Source organism: Virgibacillus sp. Bac330 (assembly GCF_003667845.1).
Lineage (GTDB): Bacteria > Bacillota > Bacilli > Bacillales > Amphibacillaceae > Virgibacillus > Virgibacillus chiguensis.
Map to the genome: position 1 here is coordinate 203383 of NZ_CP033048.1, position 26172 is coordinate 229554.

Below are 26172 nucleotides of genomic sequence, written 5' to 3' on the forward strand. Positions count from 1 at the left end.
AGGTATTCTTGTGAAACTAAACGATTCTTTAGGGAATGCAAGTCCTGCTAACTGATGGAAGATTCACTTTATAAAACGTTGAGTAAACTTACTTCTTATGTTCAATTATGAACAAATTCAAAACCTTGAATTAAATAAGAAAAGTAATTAAACTATACATAAGGTCATCAGATGACCTTACTATGGGATGGGTAAAAACGTTTTACTTAAAGAGAGAGAAATGAGGGGTTTCTATGTATCTATTGGTGGCACTCAGTGCAATCATTGCACCGTTTGTTTTTTTAGTAGTTTTTCGTTTGCCTGCTATAAAGGGAATGACATGGAGTGCTTTCATTGTGATTGCGCTTGCTATGACAATCTGGGGAGTAGAAGGAAAATTAATTGCTTCCTCCGTTTTACAGGGAATACACAAAACGCTAACGATACTTTGGATTTTATTTGGGGCACTTGTACTTTTAAATACACTTCGGAAAACAGGAGCAGTAAATAGAATAAATCAAGGTTTTCAAAACATTTCAACAGATATGCGTGTACAAGTAATTATTGTTGCATTTTTATTTGGATCGTTAATAGAGGCAGCTGCTGGTTTTGGGACACCAGCAATGGTAACTGGTCCATTAATGATTGCACTTGGTTTTCGTCCATTAGCGGCTGCAACACTTGCTTTAATTGCAGATAGTACAGCAGTTGCTTTTGGTGCAGTCGGAACTCCAGTTGCTGTTGGTTTAAGTACACTTCCAGAAGCCAGTCCTACGTTTTATCAAGAAATAGGTATCGCTATTACGACACTGGATTTATTTGCAGGAACATTTATTCCATTTACGTTAATTGTAATTATGACAGTGTTTTTTGGAAAAGGGAAAGGGCTGAGAGATGCATTACCAATGTTACCGTGGACGTTATTAATTGGTACCGTTTACACATTATCTGCTTTGCTATATGCCGTTGTATTTGGGCAAGAATTTATTGCAATTTTAGCTTCCTTAACGGCTTTAATTGTTGCTACTTTCACCGCAAAAAAGGGGTGGTTACTACCAAGAAAATCTTGGCAAGACGCATTACAGGAAGATTTTCAGTTAGAAACGCAGCCATCAAGTATGGGATTGATGGCTGCGTGGTCACCGTATGTCATTGTCGTTGTTCTATTGTTAACGACGCGAATTATTACACCACTTGCTCAGTTTACAAAAAGCGCCATCGATTTTTCTTGGACAAATATTTTTGGGGTGGAAGGCATCACTTCCAATTGGGAGTTTTTGTATTCTCCTGGAACTGTTCTAGCGATAGCAGCATTGGTATCAGTTTTTCTACATAGAAAACGTTTTTCCGTTTTTGTTGCTGCAGCAAATCAGTCTTTTTCTACCATGAAAACGACAGCGATATCTTTAATAGCTACATTAGCTATGGTGCATGTGTTTACCAATTCAGGTATGAACGCTCATGAATTAGTAAGTATGCCGCAGTATATAGCGGCGTCTTTAGCGAATTCTTTAGGATCTATTTGGTTTTTAGTAGCTCCCTTTGTTGGTGAACTGGGATCGTTTATTACGGGGAGTGCTACCGTGTCAACGTTAACTTTTGCGCCAATTCAACATAGTGTTGCAAATCAGATAGGTATGGACGTAAATGCTGTGTTAGCAGCACAAGTCGTGGGCGCAGGAGCTGGTAATATGATTTGCGTGCATAATGTCGTAGCAGCCAGTGCAGTCGTAGGCTTATCAGGGAAAGAAGGCGATATTATAAGGAAAACATTGCTACCAGCCATTTTATATGGCTTGGTTATTGGACTAGCTAGTTATGTTCTCTTCTATGTATGATGTTAAAGCGTACTATCATTAATAGTGCGGGTTGAGATTATACGTTAGGCAAGTATTACATTTAAAGGTTTATCGTATAAGAAAAACGAAGGCTGCCGCTATGGGACTTGGAGGCAAGCCAAGTTTTTCTAAAACATGCATTTATATTCTTATTTGTAAAGCGATTGCTAGCTTATACAATGTGCATGCCCCTTCCTTGGTAAACTTTGCAAATAGCAGGGCATCAAGTAAAATGGGTTCAAACGAAGGGAAGTGGGAACGATGAAATACAAGCGTATCCAACCGAAAAAAATTTATGAACAAGTAGCTGATTCAATTATAGATATGATTAAATCTGGATCGTTACAACCTGGCGACAAATTGGATTCTGTGGAGAAATTAGCAGCGAATTTTGAAGTAGGCCGATCGGCTATTCGTGAAGCACTTAGTGGTCTCCGTTCAATGGGGTTAATAGAAATGCGTCAAGGGGAAGGTACATACGTGAAGACATTTGACGCAAAAAGATTCACGCTTCCGGTTAGTACCGCGTTCTTAATGAAACGTCAAGATGTACAAGAACTTTACAAAGTCCGTAAAATATTGGAAGCAGGCGCGGCTAGATTAGCTGCGGAAAATTATGAGGAAGCGGATTTATTAGAAATGGAGCGAGCATTAGTCGTTATGGAGCATGCCAAAGGAAAAGAAGCTTTAGCTGAGCAGGCGGATACCGAATTTCATCTCGCCATTGCCAAAGCGACGCATATTAATCTATTAAATCATTTAATGGGTAGTGTTGCCGAACTCATGTCAGAAACAATACGAGAAACGAGACAAATATTATTATATACCGAAGATCGAGCAGATATTTTGTTTCAAGAGCATCAACGAATTTTTGCAGCAATAAAAGATAGACGGGCAGATCAAGCGGAAGAAGCAATGTACGATCATTTAGAAAAGGTAGAAGCAATCGTGTTTAAACACCTGTAAGTATGATTATCTGCCCGCTACAGATAGAAAAATGGGGTGAACGTAATGAAGGTTTCATTATTTATTACATGTGTCAGTGACATCATTTTTTCCGATGTCGGTAAAAATACAGTGGAAATTCTTGAACGTGTCGGCTGTGAGGTGGATTTTCCCGCGGCGCAAACTTGCTGTGGCCAGCCAGCATATAATAGCGGGTATGTAAAAGAAGCGAAGCAAGCGATGAAACAAATGATGCAAGCTTTTCAAGATTCTGAGTATGTCGTAGGTCCATCAGGCTCATGTGTCGGTATGTTAAAAGAGTACCCTGCTATTTTCAAAGATGATCCAGAGTGGCAAGAAGCTGCTGTTGATTTGGCAAATAAAAGCTATGAAATCACACAGTTTTTAGTGGAGGTTTTAGGCGTAACAGATCTTGGAGCGACATTTAAAGGTCGGGTTACTTATCATCCATCGTGTCATATGACACGTATTCTTGGTGTGAAGGATGCACCGCAAACTCTTTTACGGCATGTGAAGGGAATGGAGTTTATCGAATTACCTGTAAAGGAAGATTGCTGCGGGTTTGGGGGAACGTTTGCGGTGAAAAATCCAGAAATCTCACAGGAAATGGTAAAAGAAAAATCACAGCATGTTTCTGAGACGAAAGCAGAATATCTAGTTGGCGCTGATATGGGCTGTTTAATGAACATTGGTGGTAGGATGAGACGAGAAGGAAAGAACGTAAAAGTTGTTCACATTACGGAAATTTTGAATTCTCACGAACAAGGCGGGGGGATTGCATGAGTATTAAACTCGGAGATAGGTCATATCAAGAGCGTATTGAAACAGGCATAGAGAATGATTTCATGAGAGAGGCTGTATCTTCTGCGCAAGGTCGATTTAGAAACGGACGTATCACGCAAGCGGCAGAACTTGGTGATTGGGAAGATTGGCGACAGCTAGGATCGGAAATTCGTACACATACATTAGAAAATATCGATTACTATTTACAGCAGTTAAGTGAGCAAGTAGCTAAACGTGGTGGAAGTGTCTACTTTGCTTCTACAGCAGAGGAAGCAAATGCCTATATTGAAAAAGTGATTACCGAAAAAAACGCTAAAAAAATTGTTAAATCCAAATCGATGGTAACAGAAGAAATCGGTTTAAATCAGCAACTAGAAAAAATGGGAGCGGAAGTTGTGGAATCGGATTTAGGGGAATGGATTTTACAACTTGACGAAGATCCACCTTCCCATATTGTTACGCCAGCTTTGCATAAGAATAAAGCGCAAATCCGGAAGACGTTTGCGGAAAAAAGAGGGTATAAGGGATCTGATTCTCCTGAAGAACTAGCAGCTTTTGCCCGGGAACAACTACGAAAAGATTTCCTTTCCGCAGATGTTGGTATTACAGGGTGTAATTTTGCCGTAGCCGAATCTGGTGCGATTACGCTAGTTACGAATGAAGGAAATGCACGTATGGTTACCGCTTTGCCTGATACGCAAATAACCGTCATGGGAATGGAACGCATTGTCCCTACATGGGAAGACATGGAAGTGTTAGTAAGTTTATTGACGAGAGCAGCTGTTGGACAGAAATTAACCAGCTATGTGACATCTTATACTGGCGCTAGGCTAGAAGGGGAAATTGACGGACCGGAAGATTATCATTTGGTCATTGTTGATAATGGGCGTTCTAAAATACTAGGCACAGAATTTCAATCTGCTTTACATTGTATTCGCTGCGCCGCATGTATCAATGTATGTCCTGTCTATAGACATGTTGGTGGGCATGCTTATAACTCTATCTATCCAGGGCCGATTGGTGCTGTGTTAACCCCATTATTGGATGGATATGAGGATCATAAAGAATTACCCTATGCCTCATCTCTTTGTGCTGCCTGTACAGAGGCTTGCCCGGTGAAAATTCCATTACATGAACAGTTGATTCGCCATCGACAAATTATTGTAGAAAAGGAGAAAAAATCACCCGTAACGGAAAAAATAATGATGAAAGGATTTGCTCAATGGGCTTCGACTCCTGCAGCGTATAAATTAAGTACGAAATTGGCAAGAACAGCTTTAAAGCCGTGGACAAAAGAAGACACAATTAAAAATGGCCCAGGTCCTCTAAAAGGGTGGACGAATGTGAGAGATTTTCCGGCACCAGCGAAACAATCCTTCCGTGCTTGGTGGAAAGAACGGCAGAAGGGGGAAATAAATCATGACCATTCATAATCAAGATGCATTTTTAAGTAATGTAGCTGCCCATTTAGGTCGGCCACGTCGTATGTCAGGAGTAGAGCGCCCAACATGGAGTGTCCGTCCGCAAGATCGTGTGTTGGCAGGCTACTCCAAAGAAGAACTTATAGCGGTATTAAAAAAGCAATGTAAAGCAATCCATACAGATGTTGTAGAAGTAAATACAGCGCAGTTGCCGAAAGCTTTATTAGAGGCGATCGAGCGGTATGAAGGCAAAACGATTATTGCAGCTCATGATGAGCGAAATACTACTTATGGGTTAGAGCCATTGTATGAACAGCTCGGTGAAGAAATAGAAGTGCATATTTGGGATGCGCAGCTCGGTGAAGAAAATCAGCAGATTGCGGAACGAGCTGATATTGGTATCTCATTTAGTGATATCACTTTAGCTGAATCAGCGACAGTGACCTTATTTAATCATAAAGATAATGGGCGCTCGATTAGTTTATTACCAAAAAGCTTTATTGCAATTATCCCAAAAAGTACCATTGTACCTAGAATGACCCAAGCTGCTCAGCAACTACACACATCTGTGGAAAAAGGGGAGGTTACGCCATCTTGTGTTAGCTTCGTATCTGGGCCAAGTAATAGTGCAGATATTGAAATGAATTTAATTGTTGGTGTACACGGTCCCGTACAAGCTACTTATATTGTCGTTGATGATTAAAAGATAAAGAGAATTTTCAACCCGCGGAGGATGAAAGCCCCCACGGGTTGTTTAGTTAGAAGGTAAGGGGGAGAGAAATGACAGCTTTTATCATCAAACTTGATGGCAAATTGATCTCACTAATAAGGTAATGTTGAGTGAGAAGGGTAATAGCCACGTGTGGCTCCATCTCCCAACGACTAGGCGAAATCATGAATCGCCTTAAAGATCATCCGTTCGTGTCTAAGAGGAACGACGAAAGACGGACTTGCCGGAGGGCGCTGGCATACTCCTGTTGCAGGAGCATGATTCCTAAAACTTTAGTTAATTCGCTCTAGTCTACGTTGCTAAATGGGCGCACTAATCCTTTGTTCTAGCTCAAGGCTATGACCTCTGGAATGAAGGTATTGTTTTTCAATCTATACGCTAATTTGCTTTTGGATTATAAATAGTAATTCATTATTATTAGTTCCCCTTTTGGCCCCATTTCTCGAACTCCTTCATCAACAAATCCGCAGTTTTTGTATAATCTTAATGCTACCTTATTGGTACTATTAACAGCTAAGACAATCGCATTCGTTTGTGTGAAATTCTCTTTAACAAACTTAGGTAAAATCATTAATGCATTTTTAGCATAGCCTCTGCCTTGGAAACGGAAATCAGTTGAAAATGATCTTAATAAGATGGATCTATTATTATTTGAATATGGTTTTACCCCGTCATTTTTATGTAAAACAAAAAAAGTTACAAGTTTATTTCCTTCCATTGCTACTATTGAATAACGATTGATATCCTCGCTTAATAATTGTATACAATCTTTTGGGTGTTTAGTATAGCGAAGTTGTTCTTCGGTTAATTCATAATTATCAATCGCATTTTTGAATTTGTTATCGTAAAAATGAATTTTCATCTAAATCCTCCTTAGAGAATAGTATTTTTAATATTTTACCAGTTTTCATTGTTTAGTCAATATAAGGATAGATAGTATTCTCCAATAACAAATGGTAGATAACATTAGGCCTATTCAACTTATATTTCTATTTGGAAGTCTCCCAGCACTTTATATGATAAATAACTAAACAGGAGACGCTTAGAGGTTAAATCTAAATCGACTCCTGTTTTTTGTTTTCTCTACTATGGGAAAGCAAAAATGTTAGGTAGGGTTTTATCGTACAGCAAAACAATGGGATTTTTTTCGCTATAAAGAATCGATGAGAACCCGAGTTTTGTTAAACGGTGTAAGATGATGAATCTAAAAGCATTGGAATGATTGGATTCGATTAAGGTCGATGCCAAAGTAAACCCAATTGAAACCGGTCCAGCGGTATCCGGCAATAGAATTTCGTCCGACGAATGTAGGGTAGAACCAGAAAGCGTCTCGTCTTAACCAAATATACGTGTAGCGAAATAAACAATTACGAATGCCTCCTGGGTCAACCGCGAAAGTTTGTACTTGTGATTTTTGCGGTGTGAAGGCTGGGGGTGGGGAGCTTGGTGGCTGATTTCCGGGTCCTGAAGGTCCACCACCTTGGTTTCCCGGAAAAGGTGGAAATCCGCTGGTCGGTGCACCTGGAAAACCTGGCATTCCACCTCCACCGCTTGGCCCTGTAGGAAATCCAGGCGGAGGACCGGGCGGAAATCCTGGAGGGCCAAAAGTGCCGCTTGACTGCCCTGGCCCAAAAAACATATTTCCTAACGTGGAAAAAGGAAAAACGCGTTCCTGATCCAAGCTCGGATCATAATGATAGTCATATGGGTACATACATTTTCCTCCTATAAATGAGTCGTCTAGTTTACTATATGGGTCAACTGCCTTATCTGTTATTCATTTCCGACAAATGGGCGCACTGTCCTAAATAGCTCGCTGTTATTAAAAAAAATTTACATGAAAAACTTATGCTTGCTAATAAAAATAAGTGGTGATAGGATTATCTTACTTTGTAAGTGAATAAAATGGATTTGTTCATGTGACAATCAGTGGAGGAATGAAAGAAAACGACACTGATTGTTATATTTACTCATGTACATTAGAAAGTACAAGTTTTGGAGTTTAATGATAGCTTTCACCATAAGCCCTTCGCAATTAACCAAGTTTTTCTTATACTCTAAACCTTAAAACTTTATACTTTCCTATAGTATAAAAAAGAATAATTTACAACGAGGAAGGAATTTTATAATGCGTTCAACAAACACAGAGTACGAATATTTAGCGGATGATCCGAATTTTAAAGTAATGCCAATGATGCTGTCATTAATTATTGGTGCATTCTTTGCTATTCTTAATGAAACATTACTTAATATCGCCCTTACGACATTAATGAAAGAGTTCCAAGTGTCTTTGACAACGGTGCAATGGATGGCGACCGGATTTCTTCTTGTGATGGGCATTGTTATACCTGCTTCTGCTGTGTTACTACAATGGTTTACAACAAGGCAATTATTTTTAGGGACAATGATCGTATTTACAGCGGGTACAACGATTGCTGCTTTAGCACCGTCATTTCCCATATTACTTACAGGTAGATTAATTCAAGCTGCGGGTACTGGTTTATTGATGCCAATTATTTTTAATGTGTTTCTACTTGTTTTTCCCCCACATCGAAGAGGGAAAGTGATGGGAACGGTAGGCCTTGTCATTATGTTCGCACCTGCAATTGGCCCGACTTTATCCGGTGTAATTGTGGAATATTTAGGATGGCGTTTTCTATTTATTACGGTTATACCGTTTGCCTTGTTTTCTATAGCATTTGCTTATAAATATTTAGTAAATGTTTCTGAAACTACAAAACCAAAAGTGGATATTCTTTCGCTTGTTTTTTCTACGATAGGTTTGGATCACTCATCTATGGATTTAGTGCAGCTGGAGAAAAAGGTTTCCTTAACCCGAGTGTGTACAGTTTCATCGTTATCGGTGTGTTGGGGATCATCATCTTTTCTTTTAGACAATTTAAATTGAAGGAACCTGTTTTGGATCTTCGAGTGTTTAAATACCCGATGTTTACGCACGGTATGCTGATGTTTTTAATTATTATTATGATGATGTTCTCCTCAGAAATTATCTTACCTATTTTTATGCAGGGAGCTTTAGCGTTTACTGCAGCCAAAGCAGGAATGCTGTTATTGCCTGGTAGTCTTATTAATGGCGTCATGTCTCCTGTGATGGGACATTTATTTGATAAATTTGGCCCACGTGTCATGATGATTCCTGCTACCATTATTTTAAGTAGTACAATGTTTATGTTAAGTAGATTAAACGAAAACACAGAAGCATGGATGATTATTGTTGCTTATATTATTTTAATGCTCACTGTTTCTGCCATTATGATGCCAGCAGAAACAAATGGATTAAACCAGCTACCGAAGCGGTTGTATCCACATGGGACGTCTGTGATGGCTACACTGCAGCCCGTGGCGGGGGCTGTCGGTGTTTCTGTATTTATTAGTATTTTAAATGCTAGGCAAAGCCTTTATTTAAGTCAATCGGCAACTCCAAATAATCCCACAACGATAAATGAGGCGATGATTATAGGAGTAGAGTTTGTTTATTTTATTGCGTTTACTATTTCGATTATTGCCGTTATCTTAGCATTTTTGGTTTATCGAGCAGTTCCAAGTGAACAGTTTAATGATGTAAAGCAACAAGGAAAACCTGAGAAACAGAGTAGTGAAAATTAAATGAAAAAAGAGTTGCTAGAAGGTATTGACTCTAACGTAACGTTATCGTTTATGCTTTTTCTATAGGGTTTAGGGATTATAATATAAGGAAAATGACAGTTTTCACTATTAAAAAAAAGTTAGGGAGGGATAGAGGTTGCAAATAAAGGAAGTTGCTGATTTAGTTGGTGTTAGCGTCCGTACGCTTCATCATTATGATGCCATTGGTTTGCTAAAGCCGGAACATACAACCGAAGCAGGTTATCGCATTTATACAGATGATGAATTGGAACGGCTACAGCAAATTTTATTTTATAAGATAAATAGTATAAAAATTTGATGCTTTGGGATAAGGAATTAACAGAATAAGCCACGTCCGGCTTAAGCGCCCAGCAACTAGGCGACTTCACGAAATCGCCCTACGATAAGTCATCATCGGTTCGTTCCTCACCGTGGTTCCTTTATCTCAGTTGATTCGCTCCACTCGCTACGTTGCTAACCGGGCGCTTGCGCCTTTGTTATAAAGAAGTTGGCTTTCCTTTAAAGAAAATAAAAGCCATTTTAGATAATCCTACCTTTGATCAAGTTGAAGCGTTAGAAAAGCATCGCGAACGATTGCTTGCTAAACGAAGTCAAATTGATACGATGCTAGAAACGATTCAAAAAACGATTCAACATACGAAAGGGGAAATGAACATGAGCAACAAGGAACGCTTTGCAGGCTTTGATTTTAGTAACAACCCTTACGAGCAAGAAGCGCGTGAGCGTTGGGGGAATGAAGCTGTTGACAAAGCAAATGCCAAGATTAAACAATTAAAGGACGAAGAAAACTTGCAACAAACCATGAATGATTTGTATCGCAGACTGGCAGAGATTCGTAATGAAGATCCTGCTTCAGATATTGCACAACAGCGAATTGGAGAATGGTATCAACTGTTAAATCATATAGGAACCTATTCTTACGATGCTTTTAAAGGGTTAGGAAAAATGTATGAAGAAGACGAACGCTTTCAGAGAAATATTGATCAATTTGGGGAAGGATTAGCCATTTTTATGCGTGATGCCATGACAATTTACGCAGATCATCGGTAAAGCTTACTAATGACAGATAAAGCCTCAGTGTGGGAGCGCATGGTCCGCTGAGACTGTAGAAATATGTAAAGTCGCTGAAGTTCATCATAATTTCGCTTGAGTTTCATGAAAAGTCGCTGAAGTTCACAAGCTAGTTATTCGAAGTTCCCAGTGAAGACGCTGAAGTTCACAATGATGGACGAGTTGCTACACCTTAAACCAATAAAAAAACAGTAGAATCAAAACGCTGCTGTTTTTTTATTGTCAAGGAGATTAGAAAATTTTGCAGCTGTGGATAAACTTACTAAGTTATTTAGCCACGTCTGGCGCAAGCGCCCAGCAACTAGGTGACTTCACTCCATTGCCCGAAGCTAAGTCGTCATAAATAGGAAGGCCGACTAATGATGGGCTTGCTGGAGGGCGCCGGCATACTCCTGTTGCAGGAGCATGATTCTTAGAACTTTCGTTGCTTCGTTCCAGTCGCTACGTTGCTAATTGGGCGCCCCGAGCCTTTTTTCCACTATAGGAAAGTATAAAAATTTAAATGTTTATAGTCACTAGCATTGCATTAATTAAACCTGATGATTCAAAATACTGAAAATGTTCAATAATTATGTGTTCATGATACAAAAAAATCCTTTACAATGGAAGTACAGGTGGTTCCTGTCCAAATCCAAAAGTAAAGGATAATCCGTATGGACAAGAATACACTAAAATCATCATTTGGTAAATGGGTTTCACCTATAAATACGAAAAAACTATTTGAACAAGTAGAAGAAAATAAACAAGATTACTACACAAAAAAGCTAACAACTGCAGCGTATATAAAGCTTATGTTACTTGCCCAACTGCAAGGATTCGAGAGCTTGGAAGAAATGAGCGATGCCCTAATAGATGATGGACTTCAAAAAGCACTGGGGTTTGAATCGATTAGTACATCTCAGCTATCAAGGAAGAATAATGAAATGAATCCAATGATCCTTTCCCATTTATTCTTGGAACTTGTTTACAAAATAAAAGGTATCCAATTTAAAAACGGGAAATACATGCCATTGAAAATCATTGATTCTAGCACGCTTCCATTGAACTTAACGAATCATAAGTGGGCAAAGTTCCGTAAAACAAAAGCAGGAGTTAAGCTACATTTACGACTTGTATTTATGAATAAAGACACCGTCTATCCTGAAAAAGCAGTGATTACAACAGCCAAAGAACATGACAGAAATCAACTGGAAGTTCTCGTAGACGACAAAGAAGCCATGTATGTGTTTGACCGTGGATACGTTGATTATGAACGATTTGATCGAATGACAGATGAAGGCTATTTTTTCGTATCAAGACTGAAGAAAAACGCCATCACTCGTGAAGTAGAATCATTTTCTATACCTAAAGATTCTACGGTTTTATCCGACAAGATGGTTTACATCGGTTCGACGCAAAATCGTACAGAGAATGTATTCCGCCTACTTGAAGTAGTGGATACAAAGGGAAACATTCTACGATTAATTACTAACCGTTTCGATCTAGATTCCGAAGAGATTAGTGAAATTTACCGTCAACGATGGACCATTGAGCTATTTTTCAAGTGGCTCAAACAGCATGTAAAGATCAAACACTTTTATGGCATGAGCGAAACTGCCATTCAAAATCAAATTTTCCTTGCACTTATTGCTTACTGTTTACATGTACTTATCCAGTTAGAGATGAGGAGTAAGAAGTCCTTACTCCGAATTAGCCGCTGGTTAAATAAAGCGCTGTGGAAACCTGCGTACATCTGGATTCGCAGATTTGACGATAGATCTATTCCGTAAATACATACAGTGTCGTTGTTGCTAATAGTTTAATTGTATAATTTTTCCAAATGGACAGACCACCTTTGTTTAGCCTTTGTCTTTTTGGCAAAAAATCCTGCAAAGATGTTTACTGAATTTTCAAACCACATTTATGCAATGCTAGTGGTTTATAGTATAAGAAAAACTATGCCATTCGCCATAAGACTTGGCGACAAGCCAAGTTTATCTACTTGGTTTGGCTTCCTTTATAGTTTTGCGATTGCTTCTTCTATATCGGGAGCTTTAGTAATTGCCGATATAACAGAAACGCCATCAGCGCCCGCTTCCATAACAGCTGCCGCATTTTCCGTGTTAATTCCGCCTATCCCAACAATTGGCATGTTGGGGTACAGCCGTTTTATTTCTGTTATAAAGCCTGTACCTACTGCCATCTTTGCATCTTCTTTTGTCGAAGTCGGGAAAATGGGGCCGACGCCAAGATAGTCAACGTAATCCAGCGGGCTGGCATGCAGTTCTTCTAGGTTAGAAACAGAAAGTCCAATCCATTTATTTGGAAACTGTTGGCGCAATTCTTTTGCGTCTTTATCATCTTGACCGACATGTATGCCATCAGTCTCTAAAACTTCTGTTAACTCTACATCATCATTGATAAAAAACGGAATGTTATGTTGACAACAGATAGCGCGCAATTCTTTTCCTAATTGTATTTTTTGGTTGCCAGATAAAGCATCAGATCCTTTTTCGCGATATTGAAAAGCTGTAATACCTGCCTGAATCGCTTCTCTTAAAACTTGCTTCGGGTCTCGATCACAATTTTGGCTTCCCATGATGAAATATTTACGTAAAGCTGTTTGTAAATGCAAGCCTCTAGCCTCCTTATTTACTTAACGTTTAGCTTTTGCGAAAGGAAAGTTTTTCTACATATTATTTGGTGTTAAGTTGATCTATTTCATTGGACAATGCGTCAATAAAGGCCGGAAGAAAGCTGCCAGAACCTTGAACATGCTCTTGTTTAGCAGCATACTCGGCTGCTAATCCATAAAATTGTACGGCTGCAAATGCTTGTTCTTCTACTTTCGCATCTGTAGTTAGACAAGCAGCTATAATAGAGCCTAGCAAACAACCAGCACCTGTAATTTTTTCCAAATAGACATGCCCGCTTCTGTTTTCTATTACTGTTTCATTGTTACTACAAATATAGTCCGTCTCTCCTGTTACTACAGCAGTCGTATGATACATGTTGGCTACTTTTTTAGCAATCTCTTTGCCATCACCATCTCCGACAGATTCTACCCCCTTTACTTCCCATGGCATATCAACTAGCTTAGCCATTTCGCCTGCATTTCCTTTAATAACAGTAAATTGTACTTCTTGTAATAATTGTTTAACGACATCTTTACGAAATGATGTGGCGCCAATGCCAACAGGGTCTAGTACTACTGGGATGTCTTTTTTGTTGGCGGCTTTACCAGCAAGCTTCATTGCTGGTAGCTCTGTCAATGTTGATGTACCAATATTTATAAGCACACCATTAGAAATGGACGCCATTTCTTCTGCTTCTTCTGTTGCTTTTGCCATAATCGGTGAAGCCCCAAAAGCTAGTAAACCATTAGCAGTAAAATTCATCACGACTTCATTTGTCAAATTGTGAATTAACGGATTGGCCTCCCTAACTTGCTCTATAATTGATGTATTCATTGTTTCACCCTTTCTTCACGAATTCCCCAATGGTTGGTAGGGCCGTTCCCAGCGCCTAATGGGAAAGAATGCTTAATAGCTGCTGTAACAAATTGTTTAGCCTCTTTTACCGCTTCATATAACGGCAGGCCTTTAGCTAAATGAGCGGTAATGGCTGCCGAGTACGTACAACCAGTGCCATGCGTACTTGTTGTGTCAAAGCGTTTGGAGTGAAAGGTATGCATCTTATGTCCATCATATAAATAGTCAATGGCATCTCCATGCATATGTCCACCTTTTACTAGGGCAGCCCGAGCACCATGTTTATCCACCATTTCTTTGGCTGCTTCTTGTAAATCGTTAACATCATGGATTTTGTTGCCAGTAATAAATTCTGCTTCTGGAATATTTGGCGTAACAACAGTTGCTAAAGGTAGAAGCTGTTCTTTTAAATAATCTCTTGCTTCTTCGGCAATTAAAGGATCGCCGCTAGTAGCAACCATAACAGGGTCCATGACGTAGTATGCGTCTGTACTAGTAAGTTGTTTTTGGATGACGCGCATCATCGATTCATTGGCAATCATGCCTGTTTTTAGACTGTGTACAGGCATGTCAGAAAAAACAGATTGCAATTGCTCATCTATCATATCAATAGGGATATGGTGGACATTTTGTACACCAGTTGTATTTTGTGCAACAATCGATGTGATGACGGACATACCATAAACAGTTAACTCTTGAAATGTTTTCAGATCTGCCTGAATACCTGCACCTCCACTTGGGTCAGTTCCTGCAATCGTTAATGCACATGGAATTGGTTTCAAATTATTCGCTTCCTTTCTTTATATAATTGCCAGTATATTTCGTGAACCATGATGGCTCATTTTCGAGCGAACTACTATCTAGAATGATTCCCAAACATATAAATAGTTATCATATAGTCTTGGACTTAAAGCCAGTTTATTACTGCCTTTGTATACGAATCAGCTTATCTGTATTCACGCGTGAAACAATAAACCACCCTAAAAAAGCTCCAGAAATGCTACTTGCTAAAAATGACGGGACAAAGAATAGAGCTCCGGCACTACTGTCCATGAATAAGCGAGCAATGGGTACGGCAAGCAAGGATCCTACAATTCCAGTCCCTATACTTTCTCCAATGACAGCCCATCGTTTCTTCTCAAATCTACGATACAGTAAACCTGCAAACCATGCTCCTACCATGGCTCCTGGAAATGCTAATAAAGTTCCAAGTCCTAGCATATTTCGTAACAGACCAATCATAAAAGCTATTATTACAGCAGGTCCAGGTCCTAACGTAATAGCTGCCATCACATTAACAGCATGTTGCACGGGGTACGCTTTGGCAAATCCAGCAGGGAACCAAAGAAATTGTGCTGCTAGTGTGCCAATAGCAACAAAGACAGCCATTAATGTTAATGTGTATGTTTTTTTCATAGCATCACCTTGCTTTTGTCTATTTTACTAAGAGGAAAGTAGTGAAGAACAGCATTTTTAATAGAAGTTGCTGTAAGGTTTCTTTCATTCTAAACGAGAAGTCGTTGTCGACGAATAGAATAGAACAAAAGGAACAAGCATAACGCCATGTTACTCATCCTATAAACCTTATCTTTTCCTAACATGCAAAAAAAGTCAGACCCCAGACAGAACCTGACTTAGAAGAAGAAATATAGAAAGAGAATCTCTACTACTTCCCTCCGCTGGTCTTAACCAGATCAGGTCAATAAGAGTCAGAAGCTATTGCTTCTTCTCAGCCCATGATAGGCTCCCCTAGTAGTTCTTATAAAATATTCTACTAAAATATTAAACGCTAACACATCAAGCTTAACAAAATGGTAGATGTTTGTCATGGAAAAAGCTAGTACCTTTCCGCATCTTTATTACCTTGAATTGTACTTGCGTGGTTTAGAGATAGTTGTAAAGGGAAAATAATTGCCTGTTTTGAATAATGGCCTGCAAATCCACTTTCTATAAAATTACGGTCCATCTTTTATAGATGAAGTTAAAACATATTCAAAACTTTTAAAAGAAAGGTTAATAATTTCATGTGGACATGAATATGATAAGCATTACAAGATGGTTCTAAAATCCTAGTTTTTCATCGGTATATTAGAAACGCTTTCATGAAGAGGTGGTGATCTACTCCATGAGATTATAGAAGGATAAATCAGAAAGTGAAAGGAGGGGGAACAAATCTATTACAAAATAAGTAAATGCAAGATATTCCTTACAGGTGATAATGAACCGGGGAAAAAACTGTTTCAATAGACTGAATTTTTAGTTTGTTAACAAGATACCTATTTGCGAGTTTAAAATGTAAAGGCATGACAACATCCACCGCAAATATATGGCAAGAAACTATCTATTTCTAAAGTTGAGGTGCTTTAGAGTGGTGGAAATTTGTAAGAAACGAGGTGAAATCAGAATGTCCAAAGAAGTCATACTGGAACTAAAAGATGTCCATACGCATTTTTTTACGGAAAAAGGGGAGGTTCCCGCTGTGAATGGGGTTCGTTTATCTGTATGTAAAGGAGAGGTCGTTGGTATTGTTGGAGAATCGGGCTGTGGAAAAAGCGTCACATCCTTATCCATCATGCAATTAATACCTAGCCCGCCTGGCAAAATTGTAAGTGGTGACATTTATTTTAAAGGGGAAAATATCGTATCAGCTTCTCCTAAAAGAATGAAACAGATACGGGGAAATGAAATTGCTATGATTTTTCAGGAACCAATGACATCTTTAGATCCTTTATTTACCATTGGTAATCAAATGATAGAAGCGATTCGACTACACGAAAAAACAAGCAAAAAAGAAGCGCGTAACAAAGCGATTACATTATTAGAACTTGTTGGAATTCCTAGGGCAAATGCTATTGTCGCTAGTTATCCGCATCAATTATCAGGTGGAATGCGACAGCGGGTCATGATTGCAATGGCGATGGCTTGCGAACCAGATTTGTTAATAGCGGATGAACCAACAACAGCACTTGATGTAACGATACAGGCACAAATACTCGATTTAATGCGACAGTTAAATCAAGAAAAGCAGACAGCTATTCTGTTCATCACACATGATTTAGGTGTCGTTGCAGAGATTTGTGATCGCGTCGCAGTGATGTATGCTGGGCAAATCATCGAAGAAGGGACGACGAGAGAAATATTAAAATATCCTAACCACCCCTATACAAAAGGATTAATTCGTTCATTACCAAATGTGAAGAAAACAGAACAACAATTATATTCTATTCCAGGTACGGTTCCTAAGCCACAGAAGGAAAAGATAGGTTGTCGTTTTGCACCTCGTTGTGAATGGGCATTTGCACCATGTTTTCAAGCAAACCCTCCATTATATGAACTAGAAAATAACCGCACAAGTAGATGCTTTTTACATGAAAAGGAAGCATGATTGTTCCCATTAAAGCAAGCAGGAAGGAGGTAGAGGAGAAAGTGGTCCAACCATTGTTAGAAGTGAAAGGATTACAGAAACATTTCGCAGTTAAAGGCGGGGTATTTGGAAGGAAAAAGCGTGTTATCAAAGCTGTCGATGATGTCTCATTCAGTGTAAGAGAAGGAGAGATACTTGGTATTGTTGGAGAGTCAGGATGCGGAAAATCAACAACTGGAAAAGCCATTTTACGATTATTGGAGCCTTCGAGTGGGGAAGTGATGTTTGCTGGAAAAAGGATAAAGGATCTTGAAGCAAAAGAGTTGCGAAAGCTCCGCAAAGATATGCAAATTATTTTTCAAGATCCTTACGCTTCGTTAAATCCAAGACATACGGTTGAAAAAATCATTGCAGAACCGCTACTTGTTCATGGGGTGACAGCCAAAACAGCACGTAAACAGCGTGTGAAAGAACTGTTAGAAATAGTTGGTTTAAATAGCTACCATGCTTCCAGATACCCACATCAATTTAGTGGTGGACAACGGCAACGAATTGGTATTGCTAGAGCGTTAGCAAATCATCCTAAATTAATTATTTGCGATGAGGCTGTTTCTGCATTGGATGTATCTGTTCAGGCGCAAATTTTGAATTTAATGCAAAAATTACGTGAAGAATTTCAATTGACTTATTTGTTTATTGCGCATGACTTAAGTGTTGTAAAGTATATTAGTGATCGTGTAGGGGTCATGTACTTGGGACGAATGATGGAATTAGCGGACAAGGATACATTGTATGAAAATCCACAGCACCCATACACCCAAGCATTATTATCAGCTGTACCGACCCCAGATCCAGATGGCATTCGAGAACGAATTATTTTAAAAGGGGATGTACCTAGCCCTGCAAACCCCCCACCAGGTTGTGTCTTTCATACACGATGCCCGCAAGCAATGGATATTTGTAAAACAGCTAAACCTGCTTTCCAAGAGATGGAAGCGAATCATTTTATTGCTTGTCATTTATACACGTGAAAGCATGTTGTGTAAAGGGATGTGCACGATTGAAAATGGTTAGCGAGCATGAAAAAACTTACTAGTGCATATGGAGTGCTCATTAAATGTGTGAGGGTAAAATGTAGAACTTCGTGTTCGTTTACACAATAGGAAAGCATAAAATTTTAAAGGTTTATCGTATAACATTACAGCTTTCGCCCATAAGACTTGGCGACAAAACAAGTCTTTCTAACTAAAAAATTTTAAGGGGGAAGAAAAATGAAGGGGAAATGCGCGATTTGGTTTATTTTCATGCTGCTATGTATGTTATTTCTAGCAGCGTGTAGTGGTGATGGTGGAGCAAAAACGGACAAAGCAGAGGAGGAAAGTGGTGGTGCAAGTGAAGAGGGTACTAAGGGCGAAAAAGAGGCAACGGCTAACGAAGAGCAGGTATTAGTATTTGGCCGTGGTGGTGATTCAGTTAGTTTAGATTTTGCGAGTGTTTCTGATGGGGAATCCTTGCGTGTTACAGAGAATATTTATGAAAGTTTACTCGATTATGATAAAGAATCGTTTGAGGTAGTTCCAGGCTTAGCGCATGACTGGGAAGTATCTGATGATGGTTTACGGTACACATTTTTTCTAGAAGAAGGCGTTACTTTCCATGATGGCACACCATTTAATGCGGAAGCTGTAAAGGTGAATTTCGAACGTTGGGCCGACCCTGAACATACGTATGCATTTGCGGATGAGGGATACGCTTATCCATTGTATGGCAGTATGTTTGGCGGGTATAAAGGGGATGACGCACATAATATTAAAGAAATAAATATAATGAATGATTATGAAGTGGAATTTGTTTTAAACGCACCTCAAGGACCTTTTTTACAAAATATGGCTATGTCCTATTTTGCAATGACTTCACCAACTGCTTTAGAAAAATATGGTTCTACTATTAATGAAAATCCTGTAGGGACAGGCCCGTTCAAATTTGTTAGCTGGAGTAAGAATGATCAGATCGTGCTAGAGAAAAATGCTAATTACCATAAAGAAGGATTACCCAAATTAGATCAAATTATTTTTGAAGTTATTCCAGAAAACTCAGCTAGGTTAATCGCGTTGCGTTCTGGAGAAGTGGATATTATTGATGGAATTAATCCAGATGATGCAGCTAGTATTGAGTCAGAAGAAGGGCTTGATTTATATGTGCGGGGTGAAAATAACATTGGGTTTTTAGGGATGAATGTAGAAAAAGAGCCGTTAAATGACAAATTAGTTCGCCAAGCGATCAATTATGCGGTAGATACAGATGCGATTGTCGAGGCGCTTTATGCAGGTTATGCAACGACAGCAGCGAATCTAATTCCACCAAATTATTTGGGGTATAATGATGAATTAGAGCCTTACGCGCATGATGTAGAGCAAGCGAAGGAATTATTAGCTGAAGCAGGCTATGGGGATGGATTTGAAATGGACTTATGGGTGATGCCTGTATCGCGACCATACATGCCAGATCCTGAAACAGTTGCTGAAATAGTCCAAAGCAATTTACAAGAGATTGGTATTACAACAAATATTGTCCGTGAAGAATGGGCTCCATATTTAGAAAAAACAGGTAAAGGGGAGCAGGATTTATATTTGCTTGGTTGGTCAGGCTCAAATGGTGATCCAGATTATTTCTTTGACAGTTTGCTACATGGAGATAGCATCGGCGGAGAAAATCGTTCTTTCTTTCAAAATGATGAAGTGGATAAATTAATCGATCAAGCTGGTGCAGAAATCGATCAAGATAAGCGGGCAGCATTGTATAAACAAGTGCAAACCATTCTTCATGAAGAAGTTCCAGGGGTAAATATTGTTCACTCAACACCGCTAGTTGCCGCTAAAAATAAAGTGAAAAACTTTATACCACATCCATCTACAAGTGACCCGCTAGAAGAAGTGGAAATAGCAACGGAATAAAGGAGTGTAAGTATCAAAGAGCATGACTAAAAGGTTACGTTGGTTTGCTAAATGATGAGCTCATGGATAGGAACTGAAACGATCTAAGCTTGATAAACATAAAATCCAGTCATTTTTCCGAATTTTTAAACTACGGAAGGTTATTAAAGAACAGTTTGTATAGGAATCATAGAAGAGGTTGTTTTCGCACTTGGTGAAAAAGAAGCAATTAGATTGCTTTTTGAACAGTCGATAAGGTATGGATACATGATTTTTCATTATAGAAATGATGATACTTTGAGGTGAATTATGAAGCAAAACGATGGTGTCTTTTTGCTATAAACATGTCATTAAAAATAAGGTGTACCGCAACACACTCTCCCTTTAAAATCTAGGACAACAAAAAGCGAAGAGAGAGATAGCGGTACATCAATTCCGATATCTGCACTGGAGAAAAAGAGCGGCTACATGATTTAAAGATTCCCTTTATAGAAAAAGTTCAGTTTTTCTATTGGTACCAACATAGATTGGAATGGAGGTGAAAAGGTGACTGCATATATCATGCGCCGTTTACTGCATGTCATTCCAGTATTACTTGGAATGACAGTTATTACGTTTTCCATTGTTCATTTAATACCTGGTAATCCAGCGCAAACAATTTTAGGGGAAGCAGCTACACAAGAAGCTGTAGAGAATTTAGAAGAAAATATGGGTTTAAATGAACCATATCTAACTCAGTATGGAATTTATGTTACCGATTTATTGAAAGGTGATTTAGGAACGTCTTTACGATCGAAAGCTGCAATTACGGAAGAAATTTGGCCGCATATTGCAGCGACATTTGAACTAACTTTCTTTGCCATGTTATTTGCTGTATGTATCGGTGTGAACGCAGGAATTATTAGTGCGTGGAAGCAAAATTCGTGGTTTGACTTATTAGCGATGCTTTTTGCGCTTGTCGGTGTCTCCATCCCTGTATTCTGGTTAGCGCTGATGGAGCAATGGGTGTTTGCCCAAGAACTTGGGTGGTTCCCTGCCTATGGGCGAGAAGATAGCAGAGATCCAATTGCAGCCATTACGCATTTTTACGTACTTGATGCCCTGATTCATTTAGACTTTTCAAGGGCATTAACGATCCTAAAGCATCTCGTACTACCGAGCATTGCATTAGGAACGATTCCAATGGCAATTATTGCGAGGATGACCCGCTCTAGTATGTTGGAAGTGATGCAATCTGATTATATTCGTACAGTCCGTGCTAAAGGATCAGGGCAGTTCCTTGTTATTTATAAACACGCTTTAAAAAATGCTACAATCCCCGTCCTGACAGTTATTGGTTTACAAACAGGCGTCCTTTTGGGGGGAGCTATTTTAACGGAGACAATCTTCAGTTGGCCAGGAATTGGCAGGTATGTATACGAAGCAATCAATTATCGTGATTATCCCGTCATTCAATCGGGCATTTTAGTCATTGCCTTCCTCTTTGTCATTATTAATTTAATTGTCGACATTTTATACACGTTCATTGACCCGAGAGTCAAATATTAGGGGGTGATGGAATGGGTCCAGAAAGTGATAAAAAGCAAGATCAGCTACCGTTAACCAACCCTGTTACACTTTCTCCGCAATTCGAAGCTGATGATATGGAAGAAACGTCCCCGTGGAAAGATACAATGAAGCAATTGAGAAAGAATCGTTTTGCGATGGTAGGTCTATCCATTATACTATTTTTTATTTTATTTGGGCTAGTAGCGCCGTTATTGACATCGTATTCTTATGAAGAACAAGCATTGGGCAACCGTCTGCAACCTCCGTCAAAAGAGCATTGGTTTGGTACGGATGATGTTGGAAGAGATATATTCACCCGGATTGCTTATGGTGCTCGCGTTTCGTTACAGGTGGGTTTTTTTGCTGTTACAGGAGCGCTTGTGTTTGGAACGTTATTAGGTATGGTTGCCGGCTATTTTGGACGGTGGGTCGATACAATTATTTCGCGCGTATTTGATATATTATTAGCCTTCCCTAGTATTTTATTAGCAATTGCCATCGTGGCTATTTTAGGAGCTTCTTTGCAAAATGCCTTAATTGCTATTGCCATTATTAACATCCCCATTTTCGGTAGAATTGTTCGATCAAAAGTAATTAGTTTGCGAGAAGAGGAATTTATTATGGCTGCAAGAGCGCAAGGAATGAAGAGTGGGCGCATTATTTTCCATCATATTTTACCAAATAGTGCTGCACCAATTATTGTACAAGCTACATTAGGGTTTGGAACAGCTATATTAGACGCAGCGGCATTAGGATTCTTAGGATTAGGGGCGCAACCACCAACTCCGGAATGGGGAGCGATGTTGGCAGGGTCGAGGGATTTCATTCAACTTGCACCTTGGACATTAATTTTTCCCGGTGTTTCCATTATGTTGGTAGTGTTAGGCTTTAACCTTATCGGTGATGGGTTACGCGATGCGTTAGACCCTAAAATGAAAAGTATGTAAAGGAAGTTTAAAATTTATTCCCTTTGGGATATCGATGTAACGGAATAGCCCGTCCGGCTTAAGTGCAGCAACTAGGCGACTTTACGGAGTCGCCCTAAGCTAAGTCATCATCGGTTCGTGTGAAATAGGAAGATCCACTAAAAACGGCCTAGCCTGGGTGCGTCGGTAACCCCTGTTTTAATGGCATAATTCCTAAAACTTCAGTTGATGCGTTCCGGTCGCTACTTTGTTAAACGGGCGCCCTGCGCTTTTGTTCAACAGAGTGTTCTTTTCTCCTTATCTAACAATCTACACAATAATACAGGCTCGCTTCGAAAGATCCCGTACAGAAAGCGGTCGGATCTGGACCCGTACACGTATAGGTGATGCTAGTAAGTGTATTGGCAGTTATAGCAACAGAAGATTGCGGTGGAATGAAGGGATGGTAGCAGATATCGCAATTCATCGGGATGATGATAAGAATCCTCATGCGCATGTGATGTTAACGATGTGTCCGTTTTTAGAAGATGGCAGCTGGGGAGCCAAGTTGAAAAAAGAATATATCTTAGATGAAGATGGAGAGTCTTTGTATACTGCGAGTGGCGCCAAGAAATCTCGGAAAATTGATATGAATGACTGGAATAAAAGAGAGAAAATACAGGAGTGGCGTCAGGCATGGGCACTCTATGCGAATCAGCATTTGGCACTTGCGGGTGTTGCTGTTGAAATTACAGAGAAGTCCCATGCAGCGTTAGGTTTGGAACAAGAGGGGCGTTCTTCAGATCGTGTGGAAATAAATCGGCAAGTGAAAGCACGTAATGATAAAGTTGTTTCTTTACTTGAAGTTGATGAGAAGCTGACGAATCTAGAAAATCATCAGCTGATTTTACAGGCGTTATTTCCAGCGGAAAAAAAGGAACTTGGCCAACTATCAAAAGTGTTAAAAATGTATGTGAAGCCGGAGTCATTGGCTGATAAAAGAAGGATGCTTTATTTATGGGATGTTAAGCTGCAGGCCCAAGTAGATCTCGGATTATTCAATGAGTCAAGTTATAAAGGATATCAGGCGCAAGAGGAAGCTTTCCAACTTGCTGAGGAGCTTTTTAATCGTGAGGCAGACCGATTGACTGTGAAGTATTATCCAACCCTAGATACGAGTCAGTGGACGTCTTATGAGAAGCGAGAGCTAGTCAATGAAACGGCTCGCCTGGGTCGAACTTTAAATGAGTTGGAAATTAAGGAAACATTGTTACAGGCGCGTGAGGAAGAAGTGGTGGAACAAGTCCAGTCGATTTTAAAACAACCGATTCCAACTGTTATCGAAGCACAGGAGCGCATACAAGCTGTGCAAACGCGAGCGGCAACCTTTAGCAACAGCAAAGGGTATCGCTTCAGCAGAAAGCATCTATGGACCGTCTATTTCCTGCTGAAAAAGACAACTATGAAAGTATGTTGAAGGAAATTAAAAGATTGCAGCTGGCGTTGCGTTTATTTGGAGCTTATTATGACGAGCGTATTCATTTACGGATGCCAAGTTTAGATCTATCGGATAAATCTCTAGTTCAGCGTGAGTGGTTGATGACGGCAATGGATTATTACGGAGAATCTTTCATAAAAGAACGATTAGCCAATTTTCCAAGTGAGCCACCGAAGAAATACAAGAAAGAGCAATTAGTAGCTGTGCCCGATTATGTACGAGCGAAACGAGCATATGATCTAGCCGTTTTACGAGGAGAGCAGGTGTCCGCACAGGAGTTGCTGCGTAAGTGAAGTTGTAATTTTTTATTTAGTATTTATAGGGTTTTTCTTTGGTATAACTCTTGTAGGTAGCCCAGAAAGTATTGATTATAATATACAAATGGTTATACTAAACTATATTTTTTGGTTTATAATATTAACGGTTACACAAGGATTAGGATGGGACATATCTAATGAAGCTAGTCAAGGTACTTTAGAACAGTTATACATAACTCCCTTTCCGTTTTGGCTAACGATTTTTTTAGAATCCTATCGACAATTATTATAAAAATAGTTACTATAACAATTTTGCTTTTTGCTGCAACGATCACCTCAAATCAATGGTTAAATCTTGATTTATTATCTATTGTACCAATAACTATAATTACCTTAATAGGTGTAATGGGTATTGGCTTTGTTATAGCAGGAATAGCAGGAATAACTTTAGTATTCAAACAAGTAGACCATATATTACAGCTTTTTCAGTTTGTTATTATGGCCATGACTTTCATACCTATTACCATAGCACCTTTTCTAAAATATGTACCTTTTATGTTTGGTTTACAATTAATAAGAGATATAGGAATCTCTAATGTTTCAATTATAGATATTCCATTAAGTGATTTGATTTTTTTGATACTCAATTCTGCTATTTATTTAATGATAGGATTATATTTGTTTAAAAAATGTGAAAAAAATGCAAAACAAAAAGGATTATTTGGACACTATTAAAGGGGGATTATTATGAAAATTAAAATTGTTCCACTAAAAGATATAAAAGAAGTCTCTATTTATCTTGAAAAAATGAATAGAAAAAGTAGAAGTCACATTGGATTTTGTGGAGAACAAAATAAAGAAATATATGATACTTTAATGAATGATTTCTCTGATTTAAAATTAGAAGATTCTTTTTTAGTTGCATATGATCAAAAAAATATAGTTGGTGCGATTGGAATGGATGCTGATTTAGCCGGAGGTGAAGCTGATATATGGGGGCCATTTGTCACCGATGAGAATTTGGAAGTTGGCCAAGAATTATGGAACAAACTTCTTCTTAAAATACCTCAAGAGATAAACTCCTGTTCGTTTTTTATTAACAAAAATAACTTGTTTGCGAAAAAAATTGCAATGCAAAATAAAGCTCATTACTCTGGAACAGATTTAGTTCTTAATATTAAAAGAAGTATATTTAGCGAAGAAATCATTACAACTTCAAAGAAAATAGAAAAAGAATACTATGGTTCATTCGTTAATTTGCATGATGAGATCTTTCCAAAGACATACTTCAATTCAGATTCTATATTAAATAGGCTGAATAGCAACAATAACCTATTGGTTATAAAAGGAAATGAATCTGATATTAAAGGTTATGTGTATATAGAAGCAACTCCAGAGCATAAAGAAGGGAATATTGAGTACATTGCTGTATCTCCGGAATTTAGAGGTCAAGGGGTTGGGAAAACACTCATAATAGATGCTTTGAAGAAACTTTTCTCATATCCTAGTATAGATGAAATAACTATATGCGTTTCATGTAAGAATACAGCAGCAATAAGTTTATATAAATCCGTTGGGTTTCAAGAAAAATATGTTTTGGATAGTTATGATATATCGGAAATCAATAAATAAGATTTAAAATAGGTTCTTCGAATATTGTTTGTTTTTTAACTTACAAATGCGTGGTCTAACTCCACCGTCTTTAGACGGTATCCGCTTTTAGCCTTATCTTTTTGTCCATACGAAGTGAAGAGACGAAAG

General features: G+C 38.8%; 23 protein-coding genes, 1 pseudogene and 1 riboswitch. Of the genes and pseudogenes, 18 read left to right on the forward strand and 6 right to left on the reverse strand.

Translation table 11 applies throughout. The features are described 5' to 3' along the window. Positions 1–233: 233 nt before the first annotated feature. The 5 genes from D9780_RS00880 to D9780_RS00900 all read left to right on the forward strand — a co-directional run bounded on the left by D9780_RS00880 (position 234) and on the right by D9780_RS00900 (position 5690). Complete coding sequence (locus D9780_RS00880; protein ID WP_077706255.1) at positions 234–1817, forward strand: L-lactate permease; 1584 nt, start codon at positions 234–236, stop codon at positions 1815–1817. A 261-nt stretch (positions 1818–2078) separates the two neighbouring features. Continuing rightward, complete coding sequence (locus D9780_RS00885) at positions 2079–2783, forward strand: FadR/GntR family transcriptional regulator (protein ID WP_073009829.1); 705 nt, start codon at positions 2079–2081, stop codon at positions 2781–2783. A gap of 45 nt (positions 2784–2828) precedes the next feature. Beyond that, positions 2829–3566, forward strand: coding sequence for a (Fe-S)-binding protein (locus D9780_RS00890; protein WP_073009832.1), 738 nt, complete (start codon positions 2829–2831; stop codon positions 3564–3566). After that, positions 3563–4999 carry a LutB/LldF family L-lactate oxidation iron-sulfur protein gene (locus tag D9780_RS00895; RefSeq protein ID WP_121638934.1) on the forward strand — a complete coding sequence of 479 codons (1437 nt, stop codon included), beginning with the start codon at positions 3563–3565 and terminating at the stop codon, positions 4997–4999. Before D9780_RS00890 ends, D9780_RS00895 begins: the two co-directional genes overlap by 4 nt. Next, the gene (locus tag D9780_RS00900; protein WP_121638935.1) at positions 4986–5690 is read left to right on the forward strand and encodes a LutC/YkgG family protein; all 705 of its coding nucleotides are present in this window, start codon (positions 4986–4988) and stop codon (positions 5688–5690) included. Before D9780_RS00895 ends, D9780_RS00900 begins: the two co-directional genes overlap by 14 nt. A gap of 421 nt (positions 5691–6111) precedes the next feature. Here the strand turns inward: D9780_RS00900 and D9780_RS00905 are convergent, their stop codons facing one another. Further along, positions 6112–6579, reverse strand: a complete 468-nt coding sequence (locus D9780_RS00905; RefSeq protein WP_121638936.1) for a GNAT family N-acetyltransferase — start codon at positions 6577–6579, stop codon at positions 6112–6114. Positions 6580–7845: 1266 nt separating this feature from the next. On the opposite strand from D9780_RS00905, the pseudogene D9780_RS00915 reads away from it, so the two are divergent. The 4 genes and pseudogenes from D9780_RS00915 to D9780_RS00930 all read left to right on the forward strand — a co-directional run bounded on the left by D9780_RS00915 (position 7846) and on the right by D9780_RS00930 (position 12205). Continuing rightward, positions 7846–9344 (forward strand): annotated as a pseudogene (locus tag D9780_RS00915) (MDR family MFS transporter). A gap of 136 nt (positions 9345–9480) precedes the next feature. Next, positions 9481–9663 carry a MerR family transcriptional regulator gene (locus tag D9780_RS00920; protein WP_121638937.1) on the forward strand — a complete coding sequence of 61 codons (183 nt, stop codon included), beginning with the start codon at positions 9481–9483 and terminating at the stop codon, positions 9661–9663. A gap of 167 nt (positions 9664–9830) precedes the next feature. Further along, a complete protein-coding gene (locus D9780_RS00925) occupies positions 9831–10415 on the forward strand; it encodes a MerR family transcriptional regulator (protein WP_240458759.1) in 585 nt (194 codons plus the stop codon). A 674-nt stretch (positions 10416–11089) separates the two neighbouring features. After that, a complete protein-coding gene (locus tag D9780_RS00930) occupies positions 11090–12205 on the forward strand; it encodes an IS4 family transposase (RefSeq protein WP_121638939.1) in 1116 nt (371 codons plus the stop codon). A 227-nt stretch (positions 12206–12432) separates the two neighbouring features. On the opposite strand, the gene thiE is transcribed toward D9780_RS00930, so the two are convergent. The 4 genes from thiE to thiW all read right to left on the reverse strand — a co-directional run bounded on the left by thiE (position 12433) and on the right by thiW (position 15322). Then, positions 12433–13014, reverse strand: a complete 582-nt coding sequence (gene thiE, locus D9780_RS00935; RefSeq protein ID WP_121641395.1) for a thiamine phosphate synthase — start codon at positions 13012–13014, stop codon at positions 12433–12435. A gap of 97 nt (positions 13015–13111) precedes the next feature. Then, complete coding sequence (gene thiM / locus D9780_RS00940; protein ID WP_121638940.1) at positions 13112–13885, reverse strand: hydroxyethylthiazole kinase; 774 nt, start codon at positions 13883–13885, stop codon at positions 13112–13114. After that, positions 13882–14688: a bifunctional hydroxymethylpyrimidine kinase/phosphomethylpyrimidine kinase gene (gene thiD, locus D9780_RS00945; RefSeq protein WP_077706246.1), complete on the reverse strand. Its 807-nt coding sequence runs from the start codon at positions 14686–14688 to the stop codon at positions 13882–13884. Before thiD ends, thiM begins: the two co-directional genes overlap by 4 nt. 139 nt (positions 14689–14827) lie before the next feature. Further along, positions 14828–15322 carry an energy coupling factor transporter S component ThiW gene (thiW, locus tag D9780_RS00950; protein WP_073013144.1) on the reverse strand — a complete coding sequence of 165 codons (495 nt, stop codon included), beginning with the start codon at positions 15320–15322 and terminating at the stop codon, positions 14828–14830. Between the two features lie 238 nt (positions 15323–15560). Further along, a riboswitch (TPP riboswitch) is annotated at positions 15561–15667 on the reverse strand. Between the two features lie 643 nt (positions 15668–16310). On the opposite strand from thiW, the gene D9780_RS00955 reads away from it, so the two are divergent. The 5 genes from D9780_RS00955 (at position 16311) to nikC (ending at position 22698) form a co-directional block, all read left to right on the forward strand. Beyond that, the gene (locus tag D9780_RS00955) at positions 16311–17291 is read left to right on the forward strand and encodes an ABC transporter ATP-binding protein (protein ID WP_077706244.1); all 981 of its coding nucleotides are present in this window, start codon (positions 16311–16313) and stop codon (positions 17289–17291) included. A 41-nt stretch (positions 17292–17332) separates the two neighbouring features. After that, the gene (locus D9780_RS00960; RefSeq protein ID WP_077706961.1) at positions 17333–18301 is read left to right on the forward strand and encodes an ABC transporter ATP-binding protein; all 969 of its coding nucleotides are present in this window, start codon (positions 17333–17335) and stop codon (positions 18299–18301) included. A gap of 240 nt (positions 18302–18541) precedes the next feature. Beyond that, positions 18542–20224, forward strand: coding sequence for an ABC transporter substrate-binding protein (locus D9780_RS00965; RefSeq protein ID WP_077706243.1), 1683 nt, complete (start codon positions 18542–18544; stop codon positions 20222–20224). Positions 20225–20749: 525 nt separating this feature from the next. Beyond that, positions 20750–21751, forward strand: coding sequence for an ABC transporter permease (locus tag D9780_RS00970; RefSeq protein ID WP_077706242.1), 1002 nt, complete (start codon positions 20750–20752; stop codon positions 21749–21751). Positions 21752–21846: 95 nt separating this feature from the next. Continuing rightward, positions 21847–22698 carry a nickel transporter permease gene (gene nikC, locus D9780_RS00975; protein ID WP_121641396.1) on the forward strand — a complete coding sequence of 284 codons (852 nt, stop codon included), beginning with the start codon at positions 21847–21849 and terminating at the stop codon, positions 22696–22698. Positions 22699–22978: 280 nt separating this feature from the next. On the opposite strand, the gene D9780_RS21565 is transcribed toward nikC, so the two are convergent. Further along, positions 22979–23173: an S-Ena type endospore appendage gene (locus tag D9780_RS21565; RefSeq protein WP_371413687.1), complete on the reverse strand. Its 195-nt coding sequence runs from the start codon at positions 23171–23173 to the stop codon at positions 22979–22981. Here D9780_RS21565 and D9780_RS00980 point away from each other — a divergent pair. From D9780_RS00980 to D9780_RS00995, 4 genes are all read left to right on the forward strand, one after another. Then, entirely contained in the window at positions 23120–24133 is a 1014-nt protein-coding gene (locus D9780_RS00980; protein WP_121638941.1) for a MobA/MobL family protein, read from the forward strand. The genes D9780_RS21565 and D9780_RS00980 overlap by 54 nt on opposite strands. After that, positions 24085–24447: a hypothetical protein gene (locus tag D9780_RS00985; RefSeq protein ID WP_121638942.1), complete on the forward strand. Its 363-nt coding sequence runs from the start codon at positions 24085–24087 to the stop codon at positions 24445–24447. Before D9780_RS00980 ends, D9780_RS00985 begins: the two co-directional genes overlap by 49 nt. A 369-nt stretch (positions 24448–24816) precedes the next feature. Continuing rightward, a complete protein-coding gene (locus D9780_RS00990) occupies positions 24817–25146 on the forward strand; it encodes a hypothetical protein (RefSeq protein ID WP_077706236.1) in 330 nt (109 codons plus the stop codon). 12 nt (positions 25147–25158) lie between these two features. Beyond that, on the forward strand, positions 25159–26043 hold the full coding sequence (locus D9780_RS00995; RefSeq protein WP_121638943.1) for a GNAT family N-acetyltransferase: 885 nt from the start codon (positions 25159–25161) through the stop codon (positions 26041–26043). Positions 26044–26172: the final 129 nt, after the last annotated feature.